Genomic DNA, 20,972 nt, shown 5'->3' on the forward strand with positions numbered 1-20,972 from the left:
GTCAGGCCTTGCGCATGTAGGCGCGCACGGTGATCGGCGCCATGACGAGCACCACGACGGCGGCGGCGATGAGTGTCCAGGCCACCTCCATGCCCACGTGCCCGTTGTTGGCGAGCTCCCGGACGGCGCTCACCAGGTGCGAGACCGGGTTGATCTTGACGAAGCCCTGCAGCCAGCCGGGCATGGTCTCGACCGGGACGAACGCGTTGGACATGAACGTGAGGGGGAACAGCACGATCATCGACACGCCCTGCACCGTCGACGCCTTGTTCATCACCACGCCCATGAACGCGAAGATCCAGCTGATGGCCCAGGCGCACACGATCACGAGGACGCCCGCCGCGATGACGCCGAGCACGCTGCCGCCGGGGCGGTAGCCCATGATCAGGCCCACGATGAACGTGATCACGGTGGCCAGCGTGTAGCGCACGACGTCGGCCGAGAGCGCCCCGGACAGCGGCGCGATGCGTGCGATCGGCAGCGATTTGAACCGGTCGAACACGCCCTTGTCCATGTCCTCGCGCAGCTGCGTCCCGGTGACGATGGACGCGGTGATCACCGTCTGCACCAGGATGCCGGGGATCACCAGCGGGAGGTAGTCGTCGACGGCGCCGGAGATCGCCCCGCCGAAGATGTAGGTGAACATCAGCGTGAAGATGACCGGCTGGACCACAACGTCGAAGAACTGCTCCGGGTTGTGCTTGAACTTGAGCAGCCCGCGGTAGGCCATGGTGCGGGTGTGCGAGAGCGTCTGTCGCAGGCTCACGGTGTTGGAGGCTTCCGCCGCCCGGCGCGGCACCGAATGCGTGGCGGGGCCGGCGGACTGCGGCGGGGCGGGGCTGGTGGTCGTGGTGGTCATGCTGCGTCCCCGTTCTGTGCGGATCCGGCGTCGGCGGTGCCGGGGGTGGCGCCATCGGAGTCGGCAGGCGTGCCGGTGATGGTGAGGAACACCTCGTCGAGGCTGGGCTTCTGCACCGTCAGTTCGGCGGTGGTGATGCCGTGCTCGCGCAGGTGGATGAGCAGTTCAGGTGTCTGTCCCGGGTCGATCATCGGGGCCGTGAGCCGGCCCGACTCGGCGGTGACGCCCACGGGCGTGTCCAGGGCCTCGGAGATGATCGCCCGCGCGCGGTCGCTCTGCGCCGGGTCGGCGAGGGTGATCTGCAGCGACGAGCCGCCGATCGACGCTTTGAGATCGTCCGCGGTGCCGTCGGCCACCACCCGGCCGTGGTCGATGACGGCGATGCGGTCCGCGAGCTGGTCGGCCTCGTCCAGGTACTGGGTGGTGAGCAGCACCGTGGATCCGCCGGCGACGAGCCCGCGGATGGTCTCCCACATCTGGGTGCGCGCGTGCGGGTCCAGGCCGGTCGTGGGCTCGTCCAGGTAGAGCAGCGGCGGCGCGGAGATGAGGCTGGCCGCCAGGTCGAGCCGGCGGCGCATGCCCCCGGAGAAGTTCTTCAGCGGCCGTGCCGCGGCCTCCACCAGATTGAACTCCTCGAGCAGCTCGGCAGCGCGTCGACGGGCGTCCCGGCGGCTCAGGCCCAGCAGCCGCGAGAAGACGACGAGGTTCTCGGTGGCGGACAGGTCCTCGTCCACCGACGCGTACTGACCGGTGACGCCGATGAGCGAGCGCACCGCGGTCGGTGCGCGGCGCACGTCGTGCCCGAAGATCCGGGCCTCGCCGGAGGTGGCGCGCAGGAGCGTGGCGAGCATGCGGATGGTGGTCGTCTTGCCGGCGCCGTTGGGGCCGAGGACCCCGTAGACGGTGCCGGTGGGAACGGTGAGGCTGACGCCGTCGACCGCGCGGAATCCGCCGAACTCCTTGACCAGGTCGACGGCCTCGATGGCCGGCGTGCTTGCGGTGGCGGCGGACTGCGGGTCCGCCAGTGCTGTTGCTGTCATGCCGACCAGCGTGGGGGCGCCCGCTTGCAGAACCCTTGCACGCCGTGTCCGCCCGCTTGCAGGCGTCGTGCGGCGCCGTTCATCCGCGGTCGAGGATGCCGCGCAGCAGCAGGTCGATCATGCGCTTCGCCGACTGCGCGGCGTCGTCCGCGTCGCGCAGGCACACGGCGAAGATCGCGGCGCCGGCGACGGCGTCGATGATCGTGTCGACGTCGAGGCCCGGGCGGGCCGCGCCCGCGGCGGCGGCCTCGTCGAGCAGTCGGCCGAGCGCCGCACGCAGCGGGTCGAGTTGCTCGATGACCAGACGCCTGTGCAGCTCCGGGTCGGATCGGGTCTCGGCGATCAGCCCCGGCACGCCCGCGCGCGCCGCGGGGGCGCCGAACAGCCCGTATGCGCCGGAGACGAGCGTGGAGACCGCGCCGATCAGGTCGTCCGCGGGAAGGTCGCCGGGGTCGACGGACGGGTAGACGGCGTCGTGGATGATCTGGGCCCTCGAGCTCCATCGCCGGTTGATGGCGGGGCGGCCGACCCCGGAGCGCGTGGCGATCGCGTCGATGCTCGTGCGGTTGTATCCGCGTTCCTCGAGCAGTGCGCGGGCGGCGTGCACTGCGGCGGCGTCGATGTCGGGATTGCGCTGTGTCCCCGCCCGGTGCGGCCTTCCGTGCACCGGGCCGCCGACGTATTCCATCCGCTCCACGTCCTGGTCACCCCTCATTTGTGATCCACTGCACATCGCATTCTGTGTCGTTACAGTGTGTCATTACTGCGTGGGGATTGCGATGCGACGAGGTATTCGAAGGGTGCGGATGCCGGACGGCGCATCGGACACGGGAACGGGTTTCACCGGGGTCGCACTGCCGTCGGAGTCCCGGTCGGACTCGGGCGACCTCGTAGGCCGCTTCCGGCGTCGGCCGTCGGCGCCGACGCGCGGCCGGAGGCGGGGAGGGGTACTCCGCCGCGCCGACGGGACGCGGACCGGCGAGGACGCCGCGCGGCTGTGGCACGAACCGGAGCGCGCGCCGGATCCTCCCGGATTCTGCCTGGTCCCGCGTTCAGCCGCCGGTCAACCGGGCAAGCAGCGCCCGCCGATCCACCTTGCCGATCCCGCGCAGGGGCAGTGCGTCCACCACGAACATCTCGCGCGGGGCAGCGCGGGGGCCGAGTTCCTGCGCGACGGCGGAGCGCAGCGATTCCAGCGTGGGGGCCCCGGCGGCTCCGGGGGCGTCCGCCGCGGCGTCCCGAACGACGGCGACGGCGACCCGCCGGCCGAGCCGGTCGTCGGGCAGCCCGACCACCGCGCACGCGCGTACGCCCGGCACCCGCTCGAGCACGGCCTCGACCACCTGCGGCACGACGGTGAGCCCGCCGGTCGTGATCGCCTCGTCCAGCCGGCCCGTCACCGTGAGCACGTCGCCGTCGAACTCCCCGGCATCATCGGTGCGGAACCAGCCGGGCTCGGAGAACGCGGGATGGCCCGGCGCGCCCAGGTAGCCGGCGGCCACCACCGGCCCGCCCAGCACGATCCGGGAGGTGCCCGGCTCGATCCGCACGCGCACCCCGTCCAGCGGCACGCCGTCGTAGACGCACCCGCCGCACGTTTCGCTCATCCCGTAGGTGCGCACCAACGCCAGTCCGGCCGCTGCGGCGCGCTCACGCAGCGCGCCCGGTGTCGCGGCGCCGCCGACGAGGATCGCGTCGAAGGTGCGCAGGGCGTCCACAGCGCCCGGGTCGTCGAGGGCCTTGACGAGCTGGGTGGGCACCAGCGACGTGTAGCGGCGGCCGGCGGGCATGCGTCGGGTCGCCGCGACGAGGTCCTCCGGGGCGAAGCCGCGTGTGACGTCGACGATCACCGGTTCCGTGCCGGCGACGACCGAGCGCACCAGGATCTGCATCCCCGCGATGTGGTGCGGGGGCAGCGGCAGGAGCCAGGTTCCCGGCCCGCCGAGCCTGTCCTGTGTGGCGCGCGCACCGGCGACGAGCGCGGAGCCGGTGAGCAGTGCGCCTTTGGGAGTGCCGGTCGTGCCCGAGGTGGCGACGATCATGGCCACCGCCTCGTCGACGACGGAACCGGGCGGTAGCGCGTCGGTGAGGCGGCCGGCTTCGCGCGGGTCGTCGGCGGGGACCGGCAGAAGGGCGTCACCGTCGCCGTCGAGGGCCCGGGCGATGCGGGGCAGCAGTGCGGCCGCCCGCGCGGTGGGCGGGACGGTCAACGCGGCGAGCCGGCGGCCTGCCGACGCCGGGCGCGGTTCGGTCATCGGCAGGTCAGCGGTCGCGCCGGGAGTGCTGTTCGTGCGGGGTCGAGTGCTGGTCCCGCGGCGACCAGTGCATGTGCGCCAGGGGCCAGCCGCCCTCGACCAGGTGTGCGCGCACCCGGTTGACGTCGCGCTCCGCCGGCATCTCGTTGGTGATCTTCGTGATGAGCACCTGGATGTCCGCCTTGGTGACGGGAAGGTCCCCGCGGGACACGAGCTCGTCCGCCACCATCGCGACCTCGTCGTGTGTGAGGCGGCGTTCGAGCAGGGCGAGCAGCGGGATGTAGTCCTGCTCGGGGACGCCCTCGGGGTAGCCGGCACGCAGCCAGTCGACCACGGCTCCGACGATCGGAGGAAAACTCATGCGCCTTCCTCCTGGGCCGGAACAGGCTCCTCAGCGGGTCGAGGTTCCTCGGCGGGCGCGGGCGCCTGAGCGGGCTCGGCGTCCTGTGCGGCGCCGGTGCTCCGGAGCCACTCGGGGGCGTCGTCGATGCTCTCCGGGTCGGCCAGCGGCCACCCGCCCGCGGCGAGCCGCACCGCGACGCGCTTGACGTCGTCTTCGAGCGGAGACTCGCTGGTGAGTCGGACGATGGTGTCCTCGATCTCCGAGACCTCGATGGGGGTCTCCACGTCCTCGATGAGGGCGTCGACCACTTCGCGGATCTCCTCGTCGGTGAGCTTGTGCTGCAGCACCGCGAGCAACGGGAAATAGTCTTTGGGCGGCACACCGTCCGGGTACCCGGCGCGCAGCCATCCGGTCACGGCGGCTATCAGCGGGTGCACACGCCCTCCTTCGGCTCGGTCAGTGCCCACCGGTGATGATGATCGCCGCGATGCCGGCCGTCACCGCGCAGACGACCAGGGCGAAGCAGGCGTAGGCGGCGGCCCGGCGGGCGGGCGAGGGGGCGGCGGTGGTGGGCTCGCCATTCTCGTCGACGCCTAGCGCACCACCGTAGAGGAACTTCAGTCCGACGGCGAATACGGCGGGGATGCCGGCCCCCAGGAGCAGGCCCACGGCGATGACCTGCCAGAGCGAGTTGAGGGTGTTGGTGAGGCTCATCGTGCGGCTCCCTTGAAGCGTCGCGAACCATCGCCGACGGTCGCATGCGCCGTGGGCGGCGGCTCGTGCGCGGTGTCGAGCGGGGCGGCGCCGTGCGCCGCGGCGGAGGCGTCGGGCGAACCGGCCGGCGCGGTGTCGGCGGCCCAGTCTGCGTTGACGTTCTCGGCGTTGACGGCCTGGCGGCGGGAACGGTTCCACATCCACCCGGCCATGGCGAGCAGGATGGCGAACACGACGATGACGCCCGTGGCACCGCCGATGTAGTGGGCGAGGGCCCAGCAGGCGGCACCGACGAGGCCGGCCGCCGGCAGCGTGATGACCCAGGCGATGGCCATGCGCCCGGCGACGGCCCAGCGCACCTCCGCCCCCTTGCGACCCAGGCCCGTGCCCATGATCGAGCCTGTGGCCACGTGGGTGGTCGACAGCGGCAACCCCAGGTGGCTGGACGTGAGGATGATGGCGGCCGACGAGGAGTCCGCCGCCATGCCCTGCGGGGAATCGATCTCCACCAGGCCCTTGCCGAGGGTGCGGATGACGCGCCAGCCGCCGAAGTACGTGCCCGCGGCGATGGCGATGGCGCACGCGGCCTTGACCCAGAAGGGCATCGGGTCGTCCGCGTTGATGGCGCCGTGGGCGACCAGCGCCAGGAAGATCACGCCCATCGTCTTCTGCGCGTCGTTGGTGCCGTGCGCCAGGGAGATCATCGACGCGGAGCCGATCTGGCCCCAGCGGAACCCGCGGCCGCGCTTCTCGGCGGGGACGCCGGAGGTGATCTTGTAGATCAGGCGCGTGCCCACTGTGGATACGAGGCCGGCCACGACCGGCGCGAGCAGCGCGGGGAGGACGACGCGGCCGAGGACGCCGCCCCACTCGACGCCGGAGGTGCCGAGCGCGGCCAGCGCGGCGCCGATGAGCCCGCCGAACAGCGCGTGCGAGGAACTCGACGGCAGGCCGAACAGCCAGGTGGCCAGGTTCCAGATGATCCCGCCCACGAGGCCGGCGAACACGATGAACAGCAGCGCCTCGCCCTGGACCGCGTCGAGGGAGACGATGCCCTTGGCGACGGTGGCGGCCACGGCGACGGAGAGGAACGCGCCGAGCAGGTTCAGGGTGGCGGAGAGTGCGACGGCGACCTTGGGTCGGAGCGCACCGGTGGCGATGGAGGGTGCCATCGCATTGCCGGTGTCATGGAAGCCGTTCGTGAAGTCGAACGCCAGCGCGGTGACGATCACGATCGTGAGTACGAGCAACTCTGCAGTCACAGGCCTGAGTGTGTGGCTCCCCGGCGAAAATGTCTAACCTGCGAATCTCGCTGACCTGGGAGTTGTGGATCGGGTCGGCGAAAGTTCACCCAGAGTTCACCTGAACGGCCCCTGCGCTTTGCGTTGGCCGCGGGTGGATGTCTGCACCGTCACATCCGTGCAGGCCGCGGCGCGTTTCCCGGGGGCTTCGCATCGCCGTCCCACTCATCACCCGCTGCGCCGCCCTGGCCCGCGTACCGGACGGCGGCGCGGACGAGGCCGGTCAGCTCGCTGAGAGGCACCGTGGAGATGCGCCCCTCCGACCTGTCGCTCGTGCCGCGCAGCACCAGCGTGCGCGGGCCCGTCTCGACCTCCGTGAGGCGCAGGTTCCACGGGAGTTCCGGCACGGTCAGCGTGCGCACCCGCAGCCCGGGGATCTGCCGCGCCCGTCCCCGCACGCGGGGACGGCTGCTCAGCGCCAGCCGTGACACCCGCAACTCGGTGGGGGAGAACTGCAGGTCTCCGTCCGCCACCCGGGGGACCACGATGACGTGGCCGAGGCGTTGCGCGCGGCTCCACGACGCCCGCATGACGCCGCCCGCGTCTATGTCGATGGTCAGGTCCGGCAGCTGGGTGCGCACGAGCCGCCGCAGCTCGTGCGAGGACAAGCGCAGCTCAACGTCGATGGTGCCGAACACCAGTGCGGGGGAATACGCGGTGCGCAGCTGGATGTCGCGGCAGTCCACCTCGGCGTGGTCGACGTGCACCTGCAGGTCGGGCCGGGCGGCGTCACCGGCGGCCGGATCGGCCGGGTTCCTGACCCATTGCAGGTCGGCGGCCGTCGCGCGGATGCGTGCGAATTGGCCGCGCGCCAGGCCGAGGGAATCGACCTCGGTGTCCAACGCGGTGGGCGTGAGCGTGAGCAAGCCGGCGCCGGCCCGCATGCGCACGCGCTTGTCCAGGAACTGGTCGGCGACGGTGCGCATCGCGTTCTGGAGGAACTGCGCGGGCGTGAGCGGGACGCTGCTGCTCATCGGGTTGGTGAGCGCCGCGCCGATGTCCGAGCCGAACAGAGACCTGCTCACACCCAGCCCCATGCCGACGCCGGTGTCGATGACGCGCTCCACGTCGCGCAGGCGCCGCTGCCAGCCGATGTTGAACGGGTCGAACGGGTCGATCATCGGACTCGGCCGTCCGCGGGGTGGGTTTCGCTCAAGGTGTTCCCGCTCATGGTGCTTCTCCGTGGCTCGGGCGCGGCTGCGGCGCGGGATCGGGATCCGGTGGGGCTGCGCAGGGGCGGTCTGCTCGGGGTCCACCCAGATTAGTCGCCGTCGGGGTCGGCGTCGCCGTTCCGCTGCGCGGGCGGGGGAACGAGGACGAAGGTAGACTGTGCACAGAGGGTCCGAGGGTGCCGGACTGAGGGTGCCGGACTGGGAGGTGCCGTTGTGAACACGTACGTGCTGCTCGGAATCGCCACCGTCGCGTACTGGATCAGCGGTTGGGACAACCTGAGCCGGACGATCGCACACTTCGTCACGGGGTGAGGGCGGGCCCCGCCACGGCGGGGTTCTGTGCACGGCCGCGCCGTGACGGGTCGGCCCGTCAGTAGTACCAGGGGTGCCCGGACCAGTCCGGATCGCGCTTTTCGAGGAACGCGTCGCGGCCTTCCACCGCCTCGTCGGTCATGTAGGCCAGGCGGGTCGCCTCGCCGGCGAAGAGCTGCTGGCCCACCAGACCGTCGTCGAGCAGGTTGAACGCGTACTTGAGCATGCGCTGCGCCTGCGGCGACTTGCCCATGATGGCGCGTGCCCACTCGATGCCGACGTCCTCGAGCCGGTCGTGGTCGACCACCTCGTTGACGGCGCCCATCTCGTGCATCTGCTCCGCGCTGTACGCACGGCCCAGGAAGAAGATCTCGCGGGCGAACTTCTGCCCTACCTGGCGGGCCAGGTAGGCGCTGCCGAATCCGCCGTCGAAGCTGCCCACGTCGGCGTCGGTCTGCTTGAAGCGTGCGTGCTCGCGGCTGGCCAGGGTCATGTCGCAGACCACGTGCAGGCTGTGCCCGCCGCCGGCGGCCCAGCCGTTCACCAGCGCGATCACGGGCTTGGGCATCATCCGGATCAGCCGCTGCACCTCGAGGATGTGCAGGCGGCCGGCACGTCCATTGTCGACGGTGTCGGCGGTCTCGCCCGCCGCGTACCGGTACCCGCTGCGGCCGCGGATGCGCTGGTCGCCGCCCGAGCAGAAGGCCCACCCGCCGTCCTTGCGGCTCGGGCCGTTGCCGGTGAGCAGCACCGTCCCCACGTCGGCGCTCATGCGGGCGTGGTCCAGCGCCGCGTACAACTCGTCGACGGTGTGCGGGCGGAACGCGTTGCGCACCTCGGGGCGGTCGAACGCCACGCGTACGGCGCCGATCTCGCGGTGCCGATGGTAGGTGATGTCGCTGAAATCGAAGCCGGGGACGGGCTGCCAGTGCTCAGGATGGAATGTCACGCCCTGAGGATAGGCCGACGCCGCGGAAGCCCGTCCGGTTAGCGTGCAGGCATGGAAGAGATGACGCGCGCCACCGGCGCCGATGACGCTGTGCGGGACGACGGCGATGCGCCGCGGGGCGGGTTCCCCGTGTTCAGCGCGGCGCCCGAGGACGGCGGGCCGCACTTCGGCCGGTTCGTCGCCGCGATGCGCGACCTGCAGGACCTCGCTGTGTCCGCCGCCCCGGAACCGGAGGTGTTCGGCGCGGCGGCGGACAAGGCGGAGGAGCTCGCGGCGATGCTGCGCCCGTACGCCGCGGAGGAGGGGAGGTCGCCGGCCAACCGTGCGATCGGGCTGCCCGGCCGCGGCAGCCTGCTCATGCTGCCGTGGACGCTCACCGGGCTCGAACCCGGGCGCGTCACGGCGTCCGGGGTGTTCCGCCGCTACCACCTGGGCGGCAACGGGGCGGCCCACGGCGGCGTGCTGCCGTTGCTGTTCGACGACGTGTTCGGCATGGTGACGCACGCGCAGGGGCAGCCGGTCTCGCGCACCGCCTACCTCACCGTCAACTACCGGAACGTCACGCCGCTGGACAAGGAACTCACGGTGGAGGCGACGGTGGACTCGGTCGACGGCCGCAAAACGTACGTCTCCGGCAGGCTGTGGGACGGCGAAACGCTGCTGGCCGACGCGGACGCGCTGATGGTGCGCCTGCGGCCGTGGCAGCCGTGAGGAGTCGGCAGCCGTGAGGAATCGGCGGCCGTGCGGCGCGGCCACGAGGCGGCGGGGGATGGACCGGTGAGCACAGTGCCGTCGTTGGACGCGGTGCGTGACGGCGCGGCGGTGGTGTCGCTGCCGATGACCGTGCGCTTCCGCGGCATCACCGAGCGCGAGGTGATGCTGATCCGCGGCCCGCAAGGCTGGGGCGAGTTCGGCCCGTTCCCCGAGTACGCGGACGGGGAGGCCTCGGCGTGGCTGGCGTCCGCTATCGAATCCGCCTGGCGGCCGTGGCCGCGGCCGCTGCGCCCGGTGGTGCCGGTCAACGCGACGGTTCCGGCGGTGCCCGCGGCGCGGGTGCCCGAGGTGCTGGCGGCGTTCCCGGGTGCGGGCACGGCGAAGGTCAAGGTGGCCGAGCGGGGGCAGACCCTGGCAGACGACCTCGCGCGGGTGGCGGCGGTCCGCGAGCGGGTCCCCGTGGTGCGCGTGGACGCCAACGGCGGCTGGTCGGTGGCGGAGGCCGAACGCGCGTTGCGGGCGCTGAGCGCGGACGGGCCCCTCGAGTACGCGGAACAGCCGTGCGGCACCGTGGGCGAGCTGGTGGAACTGCGCGCCCGCGGCACGGGCGTGCCCATCGCCGCCGACGAATCGATACGCAAGGTCGACGACCCGCTGCGCGTGGTGCGCGCCGGGGGAGCGGACATCGCCGTGGTGAAGGCGGCCCCGCTCGGCGGCATCCGGCGCCTGCTGGCCGTCGCCGGACAGGTGGGGGTGCCGGTCGTGGTCTCCAGCGCCATCGACTCCGCGGTGGGGATCGGCGCCGGCCTCGCCGCGGCCGCGGCCCTGCCGGAGCTGGCGCACGCCTGCGGGCTCGGCACGGGTGGGCTGTTGGCGGAGGACGTGGCCCCGCCCCGGACTCTGGTGGCGGACGGTGCCGGGGGCCTCGGCCTCCCCACGGGCAGGACCGAACCCGACGCGGACCGGCTGCGCGCGCTGGCCGCGCCCGCGGAGCGCCGCCGCTGGTGGTTCGACCGGCTCGCACGCTGTCACGCGCTGTTGGAGGATGCCGCCGGAGGTGGCGTGGTGATGGGCCGCACTTGACACTCCGTGAGTGATGCACAAGGCTTACTCGCCGGTAAGGATGCTGGCGGGTGCCGGCGCCGACGGTCGTAGTGGGAGGGCATCGCGTGGGCATCGACGGCTTCGCAACGGGTGGGGGGACGCGGCGGGCACGCCCGTCGGCCGGCGGTGCGCGGCGGCGATGGCGCCGGTCGGCGCTCTGCCTCGCCGCGGCGGCGATCGTGCCCGCCGCGGCCGCGCCCGCGGTCGCCGGTGCGCAGCCGGCGGGGCCCGCGCAGTCGGTGGGCGACGCGGGCGTGGCGGCGCTGCAGGATCTGTCGCGTTTCCAGGAGCGCACGGGCTCGTCCGACCTCGCCGCGGTCGACGGGATCTCGGGGTCCACCGCAATGCCCGGCGTCGAGGGGTCGCTGGGCACTGCGGGGTCGATGGACCTGTACGGATCCGCCAACACGGCGGATACGCGGGTGCTCGGCGTGGGGTCCACGGACCCGGCGACGGCGCCGACGGGCTCGACGCTGTCGGACTCGCCCGCAGGACAGGAGATCGCGACGTTCTACCGCCCGCCCGCGGACCTGCCGGGCACGCCCGGGCGCATCATCCGCTCGGAGCCGTCGCACCTGGCCTGGTCGGTCCCGGGCGCCGACGGACCGTATCCGGGCGTCGCCACCCGCATCATGTACTCGTCGCAGGACACGCACGGCGCGCCGAACGCCGTCACCGGCACCTTCTTCGCGGCCCGGGCGCCCTGGACGGGCCCCGGCGAACGGCCGCTCATCGTCATCGCTCCCGGCACCCAGGGGCAGGGCGACGCGTGCGCGCCGTCCAAGCTGATCAATTCGCTCGCCTCGGGCTCGGCGCAGTCCGGGCCGCTGCTGGAGTACGAGATGATCCCGGTCTCGATCTGGCTGGCCAAGGGCGCGAACGTGGTGATGACCGACTATGAGGGGCTGGGCACCCCGGGCATGCACACCTACGTCAACCGGGTCTCGGAGGCGCACGCCGTCATCGACGCCGCGCGCGCCGCGGGCGCTCTCGCGGGCTCCGGCGTGACGGACTCGACCCCGATCGGGATCTACGGCTACTCGCAGGGCGGCGGCGCCGCGGCGGCCGCGGCCGAGCTGCTGGGCACCTACGGTGCCGACATCGCGCCGCGGGTGGCCGGAGTGGTCGCGGGGGCCCCGCCGGCCGATCTGGCCGCGACGCTCCGGCAGGTCGACGGCACCTCGCTGGCCGGCGTCATCGGCTACGCCCTGAACTCGATGCGCACCGCGTATCCGGACGTTGTCCAGCCGGTGCTCGACGCCGAGATCAACGATCGCGGCCGCCGGATGCTCGACGCGGTGGCACAGCAGTGCGTCGGCGAGACCGCAGCCCAGTTCGGCTTCGCCGACACCGCCGCGTTCACTCGCAGCGGCGAGTCGGTATCGCAGATCGTCGCGCGATACCCCGAGGTGGAGGCGGTGCTGGAGGAGAACCGCATCGGCCGGATCAAGCCGGACGCGCCGGTGCTGGTGCTCAGCGGCAACAACGACGACATCGTCCCGCACGGCCAGGCCGAGCAGCTGGCGTCGGACTGGTGCGCGCTGGGCGGGGACGTGCGCTTCGACACCTTCGTGGAGCCGTCCATCCTCGACGGCGCGGGGCTGGGGCACGTCGTCCCCATGCTCGGCGGCACGCCGGCCTTCGTCGACTGGCTCGATGCGCGGTTCGCCGGCGAGCCGATGGAGGGCACCTGCGGCTGACGCGGGACGGCCGACCGCATGCGCGGCCGTGATTTTGCACGGTCGCCGGGGTCACCGCTAGGACGAGTGAACCTGTTCTAGTTATGATGGTGGCAACGTCGCGGCGCACGGGTTTGGGATGCAAGCCGGGGTGCGCCGGAAGATACTGTGCCGAGCGGGCGGTGGATCCGGCTGCGCGGCGCGCGCGGCGGTCGCTGCGCAGGGAACGCGAACGTGAGGACAGTCATGACTTATGTGATCACTCAAGCGTGTTGCAACGACACGGCGTGCGTCGACGTCTGCCCCGTCGACTGCATCCGCCCCACCGCGGACGACGAGCTGTTCGCCACTACCGAGCAGCTGTACATCGAGCCCACCACGTGCATCGACTGCGGCGCGTGCGTGGACGCCTGCCCGGTGGACGCGATCTTCCCGGAGGATCAGCTCAGCGAGGAGAACGCCAAGTACACGCAGATCAACGCCGAGTACTTCGACAAGCATCCGCTGGTGGTGGATTGGGACTCGTTCGTCCCGCCGTCGCCGATCGTCGTCCCCAAGGACCAGGCGCCGCTGCGTGTCGCGGTGGTGGGTGCGGGTCCCGCCGCCACGTACGCGGCCGAGGCCGTGGTCACCCAGGGCGGCCGTTCGGTGGAGGTCGACATCTTCGACTGCCTCCCGTCCCCGTGGGGTCTCGCCCGCGCAGGGGTGGCGCCCGACCACCAGGGCACCCGCATCATCACGGACACGTTCGAGACGATCGTGCGCAAGCCGGCGATCGCCGCCCACCTGGGCGTGGAGGTGGGCACCCACATCAGCCACGAGGAGCTGTTGGCCCATCACCACGCGGTGATCTACGCCGTGGGGGCGTCCACCGACCGGCACTTGGGCGTCCCGGGCGAGGACCTGCCGGGCAGCGTGTCCGCCACCGACTTCGTGGCCTGGTACAACGGTCATCCCGACCACGCCGGCGACGTCTACGACCTCTCCGGCGAGCGGGCGGTGGTGATCGGCAACGGCAACGTGGCCCTCGACGTGGCACGGGTGCTGGTGACGTCCCCCGACGAGCTGGCCAAGACCGACATCGCGGACCACGCCCTGGCCGCGCTACGGCAGAGCAACATCCGTGAGGTCGTCGTGCTCGGGCGGCGCGGGCCGGTGCAGGCGGCGTTCACGAGCAAGGAGCTGATGGGGCTCGACGACGTGCCCGGCGTGGATATCGTGGTGGACCCGGCCGACCTCGAGCTGGACGAGCACAGCGCCGCGTTCCTCGCCTCCGACGAGTGCCCGTTCCCCGTGCCCCGCAAGATCGAGTGGCTGCGCGAGTACGCCTCGCGCACCCACGACCCGGCGCGCAAACGCATCGTGCTGCGGTTCCTCGGCTCGCCGGAATCACTCGACGGCGACGGGCGCGTCGAGCGCGTCAACGTGGTGCGCAACGAGCTGGTGGCAGACGAATCCGGCCGCCTTCGCGCGCAGGCCACCGACGCGACGTCCGCCCTCGAAACAGGCCTTGTGCTGCGGTCCATCGGCTATCGGGGCACCCCGGTCGCGGGCCTGCCGTTCGACGAGCGCCGGGGCGTGATCCCCAATGAGGCCGGCCGGGTGGTCGACCCGGACCGCGACGGCCCCGTCGAGGGGGTGTACGTGACCGGGTGGATCAAGCGCGGGCCCACCGGCACGCTCGGCACCAACAAGAAGTGCGCCGGGGAGACGGTGGAGAAGCTTGCCGAGGACGTCAAGGCGGGGCTGTCGGGGCGCCCCGTGGAGAGCCGCGAGGCGCTGGACAAGCTTCTCGCCGGCCGCTGCCCGGACGCAGTCGGGTTCGACGAGTGGCGGCTGCTGGACCAGGCGGAGACGGCGGCGGGCAAGGAGTCGGGCCGGCCGCGCGTCAAGGTGACGGACGTGCAGGTGATGATCGACATCGAGAAGGGCCGCAGCTGATCCGCGCCGGAGTCGTCGGTGATCCGCGTGATATGCCGGGGGCTCCGGGCGCGTCCGCCCGGCGTCCGCGTGGGACCCTGGAGCATGTGAATCCGTCCACGGCGCAGGCAGCCGTCATCGTCGACGAGCTGGTGCGCGGCGGCGTGCGCGACATCGTGCTCTGCCCCGGCTCCCGCAACGCGCCGCTCTCGTTCGCGCTGTACAGGGCGGCGACGGCGGGGCGCGTGCGGCTGCACGTGCGCATCGACGAGCGCACCGCAGGGTTTCTGGCCGTGGGCATCGCGGTGGCGTCGGGGCGTCCTGCAGTGGTCGTGATGACCTCCGGCACGGCCGTCGCCAACCTGGGGCCGGCGGTGCTGGAGGCCAACTACGCGCGCGTTCCGCTGGTGGTGCTCAGCGCCAACCGGCCGTACGAGCTTCTGGGCAGCGGAGCCAATCAGACGGTGGAGCAGTTCGGGCTGTTCGGCACGCAGGTGCGGGCGGCGATCAGTATCGGACTCGCCGAGCCGGAGACCTCCGAAGATGCCGTGTCCCGGCAGAACGCGGCGTGGCGCACCGTGGTGTGCCGGGTGCTCGCAGAGGCCTCGGGAACCCGATCGCGGCTGGCCGGTCCGGTGCAGTTCGACGTGCCGCTGCGTGAGCCCCTGGTGCCGGAGGACGGCTGGGCGGGCGGCGCGACGGAAGGCCGTGCCGATGCCGCCGCCACGCACCCCGGCCGCGCGGACGGCGCACCGTGGACGCGCGTCCCCACTGCGGCGATCGAAGTGCGTGTGCCGCTGGACCTCACCGTGAACACCGTCGTCATCGCGGGCCATGGCGCGGGGCGCTATCCCGAGCTGGACGGTCTGCCCACCATCGCCGAGCCCACGTCGCGGCAGCGGGGCGTGCCCACGCATCCGTGGGCGCTGCTGTCCGTCCGTCCGCGGCAGGCCGTGATCCTCGGCCGGCCCACGCTGCACCGGCCGGTGTCGGCGCTGCTGGCGCGGCCGGACGTCGACGTCATCGCGCTGACCACGGGCCCGCGCTGGCCTGACGTGTCGGGGAACGTGGTGCTCACGGGCACGGCGCCGGAGACGGCGGGCGCCCCGTCCGAGGAATGGCTGCAGGCGTGCGCTGCGGCCGACCGGGGCGCGCGTGCCGCCGTCGACGAGGGTCTGGACGGGAACGTTCCGGCGACCGGTCTCCACGTGGCGCGCGCGGTGCTGCGGGGCCTGCGCGCCGGCGACCAGCTGGTGCTGGGCGCGTCGAACCCGGTGCGCGACGCCTCGTTGGCCGCGCGCATCCCCGACGGGGTGGCGGTGCGGTCCAACAGGGGCGTCGCAGGCATCGACGGAACGGTGTCGACGGCCGTCGGATCCGCCGTGGCCCACCCGGGGCGCACGGTGGCGCTGATGGGCGACCTCACTTTCCTGCACGACGCGAACGGACTGCTCATCGGGCGCGCGGAGCCGCGGCCGGCGGATCTCACGATCATCGTGGCCAACGATGCGGGGGGCGGGATCTTCGCCCTGCTCGAGCAGGGCGACACCCGCTACACGGACGCGTTCGAGCGGGTGTTCGGCACGCCCCACGAGGCCGACCTGGCCGCGCTGTGCGCCGCCCACGGCGTGGCGCACCGCAAGGCCGACCCGGAGCAGTTGACCGCGATCCTCACCGATGCCGGCCGGCGGCCCGCCGGCATCGAGGTGATCGAGGTGACCACCCACCGCGAGGGGCTGCGGCGGCTGCACGACGACATGCGCGGCCGGGTGTCGTGACGGGTCCGGTCGCGCCGGCGATGCGCCTGCCGAAGGTCACGCACCGCGTGGGCCGGCGGATCGTGCTCGTCATCGCGACGATGGTGACGGTGCTGGGCATCGTGCTGCTGCTGGCGTGCTGGCGCACAGACCGGGCGATCGAAGCGGATATGGGCACGGCCTCGGCCGAGGTCCTCTCCGCCGGGCACCTGCGATCGTCGATCAGCTTCGCCACCCCCGACGGCGTCACGCACAATCCCCCGACCGGAGTCCTGTATCCGACCGGCTTGACGCAGGGGCAGTTCATCGAGGTGGAGTACGACAGGGGAGACCCCGACATCGTCCGGGTGAAGGGGCGCGACGCCGCCGTCGCCGTGGTGCCGGTCGGATCGGTGGTGCTGGGCACGTGGATAGCGGCCGGCGCGGCGCTGCTGGTGCTGCGCTTGCGGTCCCGGCGGCAGGCGCAGGTAGCGTCACACGGGTGAACAGGGCATCACTGCAGAAGGACCCCCGCGAGGTCGCGTCGATGTTCGACGGCGTGGCCCGCCGGTACGACGTGACCAACACCGTGTTGTCATTCGGCCAGGACCGGTCGTGGCGGCGGGCGACCCGGCGCGCGCTGGACTTGCGGCCCGGCGAACGGGTGCTCGATCTCGCCGCCGGCACCGCGGTGTCGACGGTGGAGCTCGCCCGGTCCGGAGCGTGGTGCGCGGCCACGGACTTCTCGCAGGGCATGCTCGCCGCCGGACGCGGGCGGGCGGTGCCCAAGGTGGCGGGCGATGCGTTGCACCTGCCCTACGCCGACGCCTCGTTCGACGCGGTCACGATCTCCTTCGGGCTCCGCAACGTCGCCGACACCGACGCCGCGCTCGCCGAGATGGCGCGCGTGACCCGCCCGGGCGGGCGGCTCGTGGTGTGCGAGTTCTCGACGCCGGTGTTCGGCCCGTTCCGCACCGTCTACATGGAATACCTGATGAAGGCGTTGCCGCAGGTCGCGGAGTCCGTCTCCTCCAACCCCGAGGCGTACGTGTACCTGGCGGAGTCGATCCGCGCGTGGCCCGATCAGCACGGTCTCGCCGAGCGCATCGACGCGGCCGGCTGGTCGGGCACCGAGTGGCGCAACCTCACCGGGGGCATCACCGCGCTGCACCGGGCGGTGCGCCGGGCGTGAGCCCGACCCCCGCGCGCGGGGGCCGGGGGCCCGGCGGGGCAGCCTTCGGTCGGCGACGCGCTCAGTCGGCGAAAGGCGCGCGCTGATCCGTGCGCAGCGATGCGCGTCCGGCGGCGCGCCACGCCCGGGCGACGACATCGGCGTCCTCGTCGGTCACCAGGTTGCCCATCACCCGGACCGCCACCTCCATCAGGCGCCGCGAGCGCATCGCGACGGGCCCGCCCGCGGGCAGCACCCGGGGCACCGTGAGCAGCCCTGCGAGGCGGCGGGCGACGGAGAACGCGTCGCCGTAGTGCGCGGAGAGCAGTGTCGGCCAGGACCGCGTCAGCCCGCTGCCCGGGCCGTCGCCGCTCAACAGCTCCACCAACAGCCGGCCGCCCTCGAGTCCGTAGTCGATGCCCTCGCCGTTGAGCGGGTTCACACAGGCCGCGGCGTCGCCTACCAGCGCCCAGTTGGGGCCCGCCACGCCGGAGACCGCGCCCCCCATGGGCAGCAGTGCCGACGCCGGCGCCGCGGGGTCGCCGTGCAGGTCCCAGTCGTCGCGCCGGCACCGCACGTAGTGGTCCAGCAGCGGCCGGAGTGCCCCCTTCGCGGGGCGGGCGGCGGTGGCGAGGGTGCCGACGCCGATGTTGACGCGCCCGTCGCCGAGCGGGAACAGCCAGCCGTAGCCGGAGAGCAGGGCGCCGTCCGGATCGCGCAGTTCGAGGTGCGACGAGATCCACGGATCATCGTGCCGACCGGAACCGATGTAGGCGCGGGCGGCCACGCCGTACGCGGTCTCGCGGTGCCAGCGCCGGCCCAGCATCCGGCCGACCGGCGAGCGCACGCCGTCGGCGACGATCAGGGTGCGGCAGCGCACGTCGACCCCGTCCGTCCGCTCCCGGCCCCGCTCGTCGTCCCGGACCCGGACGGAACGGACGCGACCGTCCGGCGCGCGGTCGACGCCGATGATGCGCGCGCCGCCGAGCATCCGCGCGCCGGCGTCGACCGCGCCCGCGCGGATCCGGTCGTCGAGGACCGAGCGGGGGACCGCGCTGCCCTCGGCGGGGAACGCGCCGCCGGGCCACGGCATCTCGAGCTGACGGCCGAAGCCCTTGAGCCGCAGGCCCTTGTTGACGGCCTGCGTGCGGGCCCAGCCGCCCAGGCCGAGCCGGTCGAGCTCGCCCAGCGCGCGGGGGGTGAGGCCGTCGCCGCAGGTCTTGTCGCGGGGGAAGCGGGCGGCGTCGAGCAGCAGCACATCGTGCCCGGCGCGCGCGGCCCACGTGGCGGCCGCGGAACCCGCGGGGCCCGCACCGACGACGAGCACCTCCGCCTCTGCGGGGATGCGGGATGTCGGAAGCCGGTCGTCCCGGCGGGCGGTGGTGTGCACACGACCATCTTGGCAGCCGCGGCCGGCCGGCCGCCGCGGCCCGACCCCGACCGCACGGAGCGCGGCCTCGGCGCGGCGGGTATGCGACGCTACTATGCAACGGCGCTGCCGCGATCGGCGTCCCGGTCCCGGCGGGACCGGGACGGACGGCGGGCGGCGCGCAACCGGCCGTGGCAGCGCACCGCTGTACCCGGCGGGACCGGGCGTACCGGGTACGGTCACCTGGGGCGGTCTGCGCCCGACGACATCGAGACAGGACAGGTATCAGGATCGTGAGCACGGATGCGTCCACGGACACCATCGTCGCCGGTGTGGATCTGGGTGATCCGGACTTCGCCGCGCGGATCCGCGCCCGGATGGCGGAGTCGGAGGAGCTGCTCATCGGCGAGCTCTCCGTCGGCGAGGACTTCCTCACCGAACCCGTGCTGCACCTGGCCTCCGCGGGCGGCAAACGATTCCGCCCGCTGTTCACGCTCCTGAGCAGCGAGTTCGGTCCCGACCCTGACAACGCGGACGTCATCACCTCGGCCGTTGTGCTCGAGTTGGTCCATCTGGCCACGCTGTATCACGACGACGTCATGGACGAGGCGGCGATGCGGCGCGGTGCGGAGAGCGCGAACTCCAAGTGGTCCAACTCGGTCGCGATCCTGTCCGGGGACTACCTGTTCGCGCAGGCATCCCGGCTGGTGTCCACTCTGGGGCCGTCGGCGGTGGAGATGATCGCGCTCACTTTCGCCGAGCTCGTCACCGGGCAGATGCGCGAGACCGTCGGTGCCCGCCGGGCCGACCCCGTGCGCCACTATCTCGACGTCATCGGGGAGAAGACGGGGTCGCTGATCGCCGCCGCCGGCACCTTCGGCGGCAGGTTCTCGCGGGCGGAAGACGAGAGGTGCGCGACGCTGCACCGGCTGGGCGCGGCCGTCGGCATGGCGTTCCAGATCTCCGACGACATCATCGACATCACCTCCGCGTCCGACCAGTCCGGCAAGACGCCGGGGACCGACCTGCGGGAGGGCGTGCACACCCTCCCGGTCCTGTACGCATTGGCCGGCGACGGCCCGGACGCCGCGCGCCTGCGCGTGCTCCTGGACGGGCCCGTCGTCGACGATGCGACGCTGACGGAGGCCCTCGAGCTCCTCGCCGCATCGGATGGCATGTCGCGGGCGAAGGCCACGCTCGCCGACTACGCCCGGCAGGCGCGCGAGGAGCTGGCGACGCTGCCGGATGGACCCGCCAACCGGGCGCTGTCGTCGCTGGTGGAGTACACCATCGCGCGCGTCGGCTAGGTCGCGCACGTCACCGGTGGCGCCGGGAACCGTCCCGCCGCGGGAGGCGTTGAACGGGTGGAAGGCTGCGAAAGGGCAGAACGTGCACTCTCACTCGAACGGTCTCAAGACCGCGCTGCTGCTGGGCGGGATGTCCGCGCTGATCGTCGTCATCGGGGGGCTGTTCGGCCGGACCGCGCTCATCATCGCGATCGTGCTCGCGGTGGGGATGAACGCGTACGTGTACTTCAACAGCGCCAAACTCGCGCTGCGGTCGATGCACGCCTACCCCGTCACCGAGGTGGAACAGCCCGGGATGTACCGGATCGTGCGCGAGCTCGCCACACGGGCGCACAAGCCCATGCCGCGGTTGTACGTCAGCCCCACCAATGCGCCCAACGCCTTCGCGACGGGCCGCAACCCGCAGAACGCGGCGGTGTGCTGCACGCAGGGGATCCTCGAGCTGCTCGACGAGAGGGAGCTGCGCGGGGTGCTGGGGCACGAGCTGTCGCACGTGTACAACCGCGATATCCTCATCTCCTCGGTGGCGGGCGCGCTCGCCGCGGTGGTGACGGGCCTGGCGAACATGGCGATGTTCGCCGGGTTGTTCGGCGGCCGCGGCGACGAACGTTCGAACCCGCTGGCGCTGCTGCTGGTGGCCATGCTGGGCCCCGTGGCGGCCGGGCTGATCAAGATGGCGGTGTCCCGGTCCCGGGAGTATCAGGCGGACGAGTCCGGCGCGGAACTCTCCGGCGACCCGCTGGCGCTCGCATCCGCGCTGCGCAAGCTGGAGTACGGGACGCAGGCCGCGCCGTTGCCGCCCGACCCCAAACTGGCCTCGCAGTCGCACATGATGATCGCGAACCCGTTCCGCGCCGGCGACCGCATGCAGCACATGTTCTCGACGCATCCGCCGATGGCCGACCGCATCCGCCGTCTCGAGGCGATGGCCGGCGGACCGGGTGCCTGATCGCCGCACCCGTGCGCGTGGGGGTGTGCGGGACAGCGCCTTTCACCAGTGACTATGCCGATGCGGCCTGAATAAGAC

The 20,972-nt window shown here is 72.6% G+C and carries 20 protein-coding genes; 9 read left to right on the forward strand and 11 right to left on the reverse strand.

Annotation, left to right across the window (positions count from 1 at the left end):
• Position 1: 1 nt before the first annotated feature.
• The 10 genes from H4F70_RS03900 to H4F70_RS03945 form a co-directional block, all read right to left on the reverse strand.
• Positions 2-859 (reverse strand): ABC transporter permease, encoded by an 858-nt coding sequence (locus H4F70_RS03900; protein ID WP_182359099.1) that lies wholly within the window; start codon positions 857-859, stop codon positions 2-4.
• Positions 856-1,899: an ATP-binding cassette domain-containing protein gene (locus tag H4F70_RS03905; protein ID WP_182359100.1), complete on the reverse strand. Its 1,044-nt coding sequence runs from the start codon at positions 1,897-1,899 to the stop codon at positions 856-858. Before H4F70_RS03905 ends, H4F70_RS03900 begins: the two co-directional genes overlap by 4 nt.
• Positions 1,900-1,978: 79 nt before the next feature.
• Positions 1,979-2,614, reverse strand: coding sequence for a TetR/AcrR family transcriptional regulator (locus tag H4F70_RS03910; protein ID WP_235681329.1), 636 nt, complete (start codon positions 2,612-2,614; stop codon positions 1,979-1,981).
• A 337-nt stretch (positions 2,615-2,951) separates the two neighbouring features.
• Positions 2,952-4,154 carry an o-succinylbenzoate--CoA ligase gene (gene menE, locus H4F70_RS03915; RefSeq protein WP_182359101.1) on the reverse strand — a complete coding sequence of 401 codons (1,203 nt, stop codon included), beginning with the start codon at positions 4,152-4,154 and terminating at the stop codon, positions 2,952-2,954.
• A 7-nt stretch (positions 4,155-4,161) separates the two neighbouring features.
• Positions 4,162-4,515, reverse strand: a complete 354-nt coding sequence (locus H4F70_RS03920) for a DUF3349 domain-containing protein (RefSeq protein ID WP_182359102.1) — start codon at positions 4,513-4,515, stop codon at positions 4,162-4,164.
• A complete protein-coding gene (locus H4F70_RS03925; RefSeq protein ID WP_182359103.1) occupies positions 4,512-4,934 on the reverse strand; it encodes a DUF3349 domain-containing protein in 423 nt (140 codons plus the stop codon). Before H4F70_RS03925 ends, H4F70_RS03920 begins: the two co-directional genes overlap by 4 nt.
• A 19-nt stretch (positions 4,935-4,953) precedes the next feature.
• Positions 4,954-5,211, reverse strand: a complete 258-nt coding sequence (locus tag H4F70_RS03930; protein ID WP_182359104.1) for a hypothetical protein — start codon at positions 5,209-5,211, stop codon at positions 4,954-4,956.
• Entirely contained in the window at positions 5,208-6,473 is a 1,266-nt protein-coding gene (locus tag H4F70_RS03935) for an inorganic phosphate transporter (RefSeq protein ID WP_182359105.1), read from the reverse strand. The genes H4F70_RS03930 and H4F70_RS03935 overlap by 4 nt, the downstream gene beginning before the upstream one ends.
• A 149-nt stretch (positions 6,474-6,622) precedes the next feature.
• Positions 6,623-7,633 (reverse strand): hypothetical protein, encoded by a 1,011-nt coding sequence (locus H4F70_RS03940; RefSeq protein WP_182359106.1) that lies wholly within the window; start codon positions 7,631-7,633, stop codon positions 6,623-6,625.
• Between the two features lie 421 nt (positions 7,634-8,054).
• On the reverse strand, positions 8,055-8,945 hold the full coding sequence (locus H4F70_RS03945) for a 1,4-dihydroxy-2-naphthoyl-CoA synthase (protein ID WP_182359107.1): 891 nt from the start codon (positions 8,943-8,945) through the stop codon (positions 8,055-8,057).
• Between the two features lie 60 nt (positions 8,946-9,005).
• Here H4F70_RS03945 and H4F70_RS03950 point away from each other — a divergent pair, with 60 nt between their 5' ends.
• The 7 genes from H4F70_RS03950 (at position 9,006) to H4F70_RS03980 (ending at position 17,290) form a co-directional block, all read left to right on the forward strand.
• On the forward strand, positions 9,006-9,656 hold the full coding sequence (locus H4F70_RS03950) for a PaaI family thioesterase (protein WP_182347364.1): 651 nt from the start codon (positions 9,006-9,008) through the stop codon (positions 9,654-9,656).
• Positions 9,657-9,722: 66 nt separating this feature from the next.
• The gene (locus H4F70_RS03955; protein ID WP_182359108.1) at positions 9,723-10,742 is read left to right on the forward strand and encodes an o-succinylbenzoate synthase; all 1,020 of its coding nucleotides are present in this window, start codon (positions 9,723-9,725) and stop codon (positions 10,740-10,742) included.
• A 50-nt stretch (positions 10,743-10,792) separates the two neighbouring features.
• The gene (locus H4F70_RS03960; RefSeq protein ID WP_235681330.1) at positions 10,793-12,463 is read left to right on the forward strand and encodes a lipase family protein; all 1,671 of its coding nucleotides are present in this window, start codon (positions 10,793-10,795) and stop codon (positions 12,461-12,463) included.
• A gap of 225 nt (positions 12,464-12,688) precedes the next feature.
• Positions 12,689-14,383: an FAD-dependent oxidoreductase gene (locus tag H4F70_RS03965; protein ID WP_182359109.1), complete on the forward strand. Its 1,695-nt coding sequence runs from the start codon at positions 12,689-12,691 to the stop codon at positions 14,381-14,383.
• An 86-nt stretch (positions 14,384-14,469) separates the two neighbouring features.
• Positions 14,470-16,140 carry a 2-succinyl-5-enolpyruvyl-6-hydroxy-3-cyclohexene-1-carboxylic-acid synthase gene (gene menD, locus H4F70_RS03970; protein WP_182359110.1) on the forward strand — a complete coding sequence of 557 codons (1,671 nt, stop codon included), beginning with the start codon at positions 14,470-14,472 and terminating at the stop codon, positions 16,138-16,140.
• A 20-nt stretch (positions 16,141-16,160) separates the two neighbouring features.
• The gene (locus H4F70_RS03975) at positions 16,161-16,604 is read left to right on the forward strand and encodes a DUF3592 domain-containing protein (protein WP_182360161.1); all 444 of its coding nucleotides are present in this window, start codon (positions 16,161-16,163) and stop codon (positions 16,602-16,604) included.
• Complete coding sequence (locus H4F70_RS03980; protein ID WP_182359111.1) at positions 16,601-17,290, forward strand: demethylmenaquinone methyltransferase; 690 nt, start codon at positions 16,601-16,603, stop codon at positions 17,288-17,290. The genes H4F70_RS03975 and H4F70_RS03980 overlap by 4 nt, the downstream gene beginning before the upstream one ends.
• A gap of 61 nt (positions 17,291-17,351) precedes the next feature.
• Here the strand turns inward: H4F70_RS03980 and H4F70_RS03985 are convergent, their stop codons facing one another.
• A complete protein-coding gene (locus H4F70_RS03985) occupies positions 17,352-18,659 on the reverse strand; it encodes a geranylgeranyl reductase family protein (RefSeq protein WP_182359112.1) in 1,308 nt (435 codons plus the stop codon).
• A 269-nt stretch (positions 18,660-18,928) separates the two neighbouring features.
• Here H4F70_RS03985 and H4F70_RS03990 point away from each other — a divergent pair, with 269 nt between their 5' ends.
• Positions 18,929-19,945, forward strand: a complete 1,017-nt coding sequence (locus tag H4F70_RS03990; protein ID WP_235681485.1) for a polyprenyl synthetase family protein — start codon at positions 18,929-18,931, stop codon at positions 19,943-19,945.
• 82 nt (positions 19,946-20,027) lie between these two features.
• Complete coding sequence (htpX, locus tag H4F70_RS03995; protein WP_268968352.1) at positions 20,028-20,894, forward strand: zinc metalloprotease HtpX; 867 nt, start codon at positions 20,028-20,030, stop codon at positions 20,892-20,894.
• Positions 20,895-20,972: the final 78 nt, after the last annotated feature.

Source organism: Tomitella gaofuii (assembly GCF_014126825.1).
Lineage (GTDB): Bacteria > Actinomycetota > Actinomycetes > Mycobacteriales > Mycobacteriaceae > Tomitella > Tomitella gaofuii.

Bases quoted from the DNA above. Each gene is read 5' to 3' on its own strand.
- H4F70_RS03930 (WP_182359104.1), bottom strand. From the start codon at position 5,211: ATGAGCCTCACCAACACCCTCAACTCGCTCTGGCAGGTCATCGCCGTG.
- H4F70_RS03920 (WP_182359102.1), bottom strand. From the start codon at position 4,515: ATGAGTTTTCCTCCGATCGTCGGAGCCGTGGTCGACTGGCTGCGTGCC.
- H4F70_RS03900 (WP_182359099.1), bottom strand. From the start codon at position 859: ATGACCACCACGACCACCAGCCCCGCCCCGCCGCAGTCCGCCGGCCCC.
- H4F70_RS03965 (WP_182359109.1), top strand. From the start codon at position 12,689: ATGACTTATGTGATCACTCAAGCGTGTTGCAACGACACGGCGTGCGTC.
- menE (WP_182359101.1), bottom strand. From the start codon at position 4,154: ATGACCGAACCGCGCCCGGCGTCGGCAGGCCGCCGGCTCGCCGCGTTG.
- H4F70_RS03910 (WP_235681329.1), bottom strand. From the start codon at position 2,614: ATGAGGGGTGACCAGGACGTGGAGCGGATGGAATACGTCGGCGGCCCG.
- H4F70_RS03975 (WP_182360161.1), top strand. From the start codon at position 16,161: ATGCGCCTGCCGAAGGTCACGCACCGCGTGGGCCGGCGGATCGTGCTC.
- H4F70_RS03950 (WP_182347364.1), top strand. From the start codon at position 9,006: ATGACGCGCGCCACCGGCGCCGATGACGCTGTGCGGGACGACGGCGAT.
- H4F70_RS03940 (WP_182359106.1), bottom strand. From the start codon at position 7,633: ATGATCGACCCGTTCGACCCGTTCAACATCGGCTGGCAGCGGCGCCTG.
- H4F70_RS03905 (WP_182359100.1), bottom strand. From the start codon at position 1,899: ATGACAGCAACAGCACTGGCGGACCCGCAGTCCGCCGCCACCGCAAGC.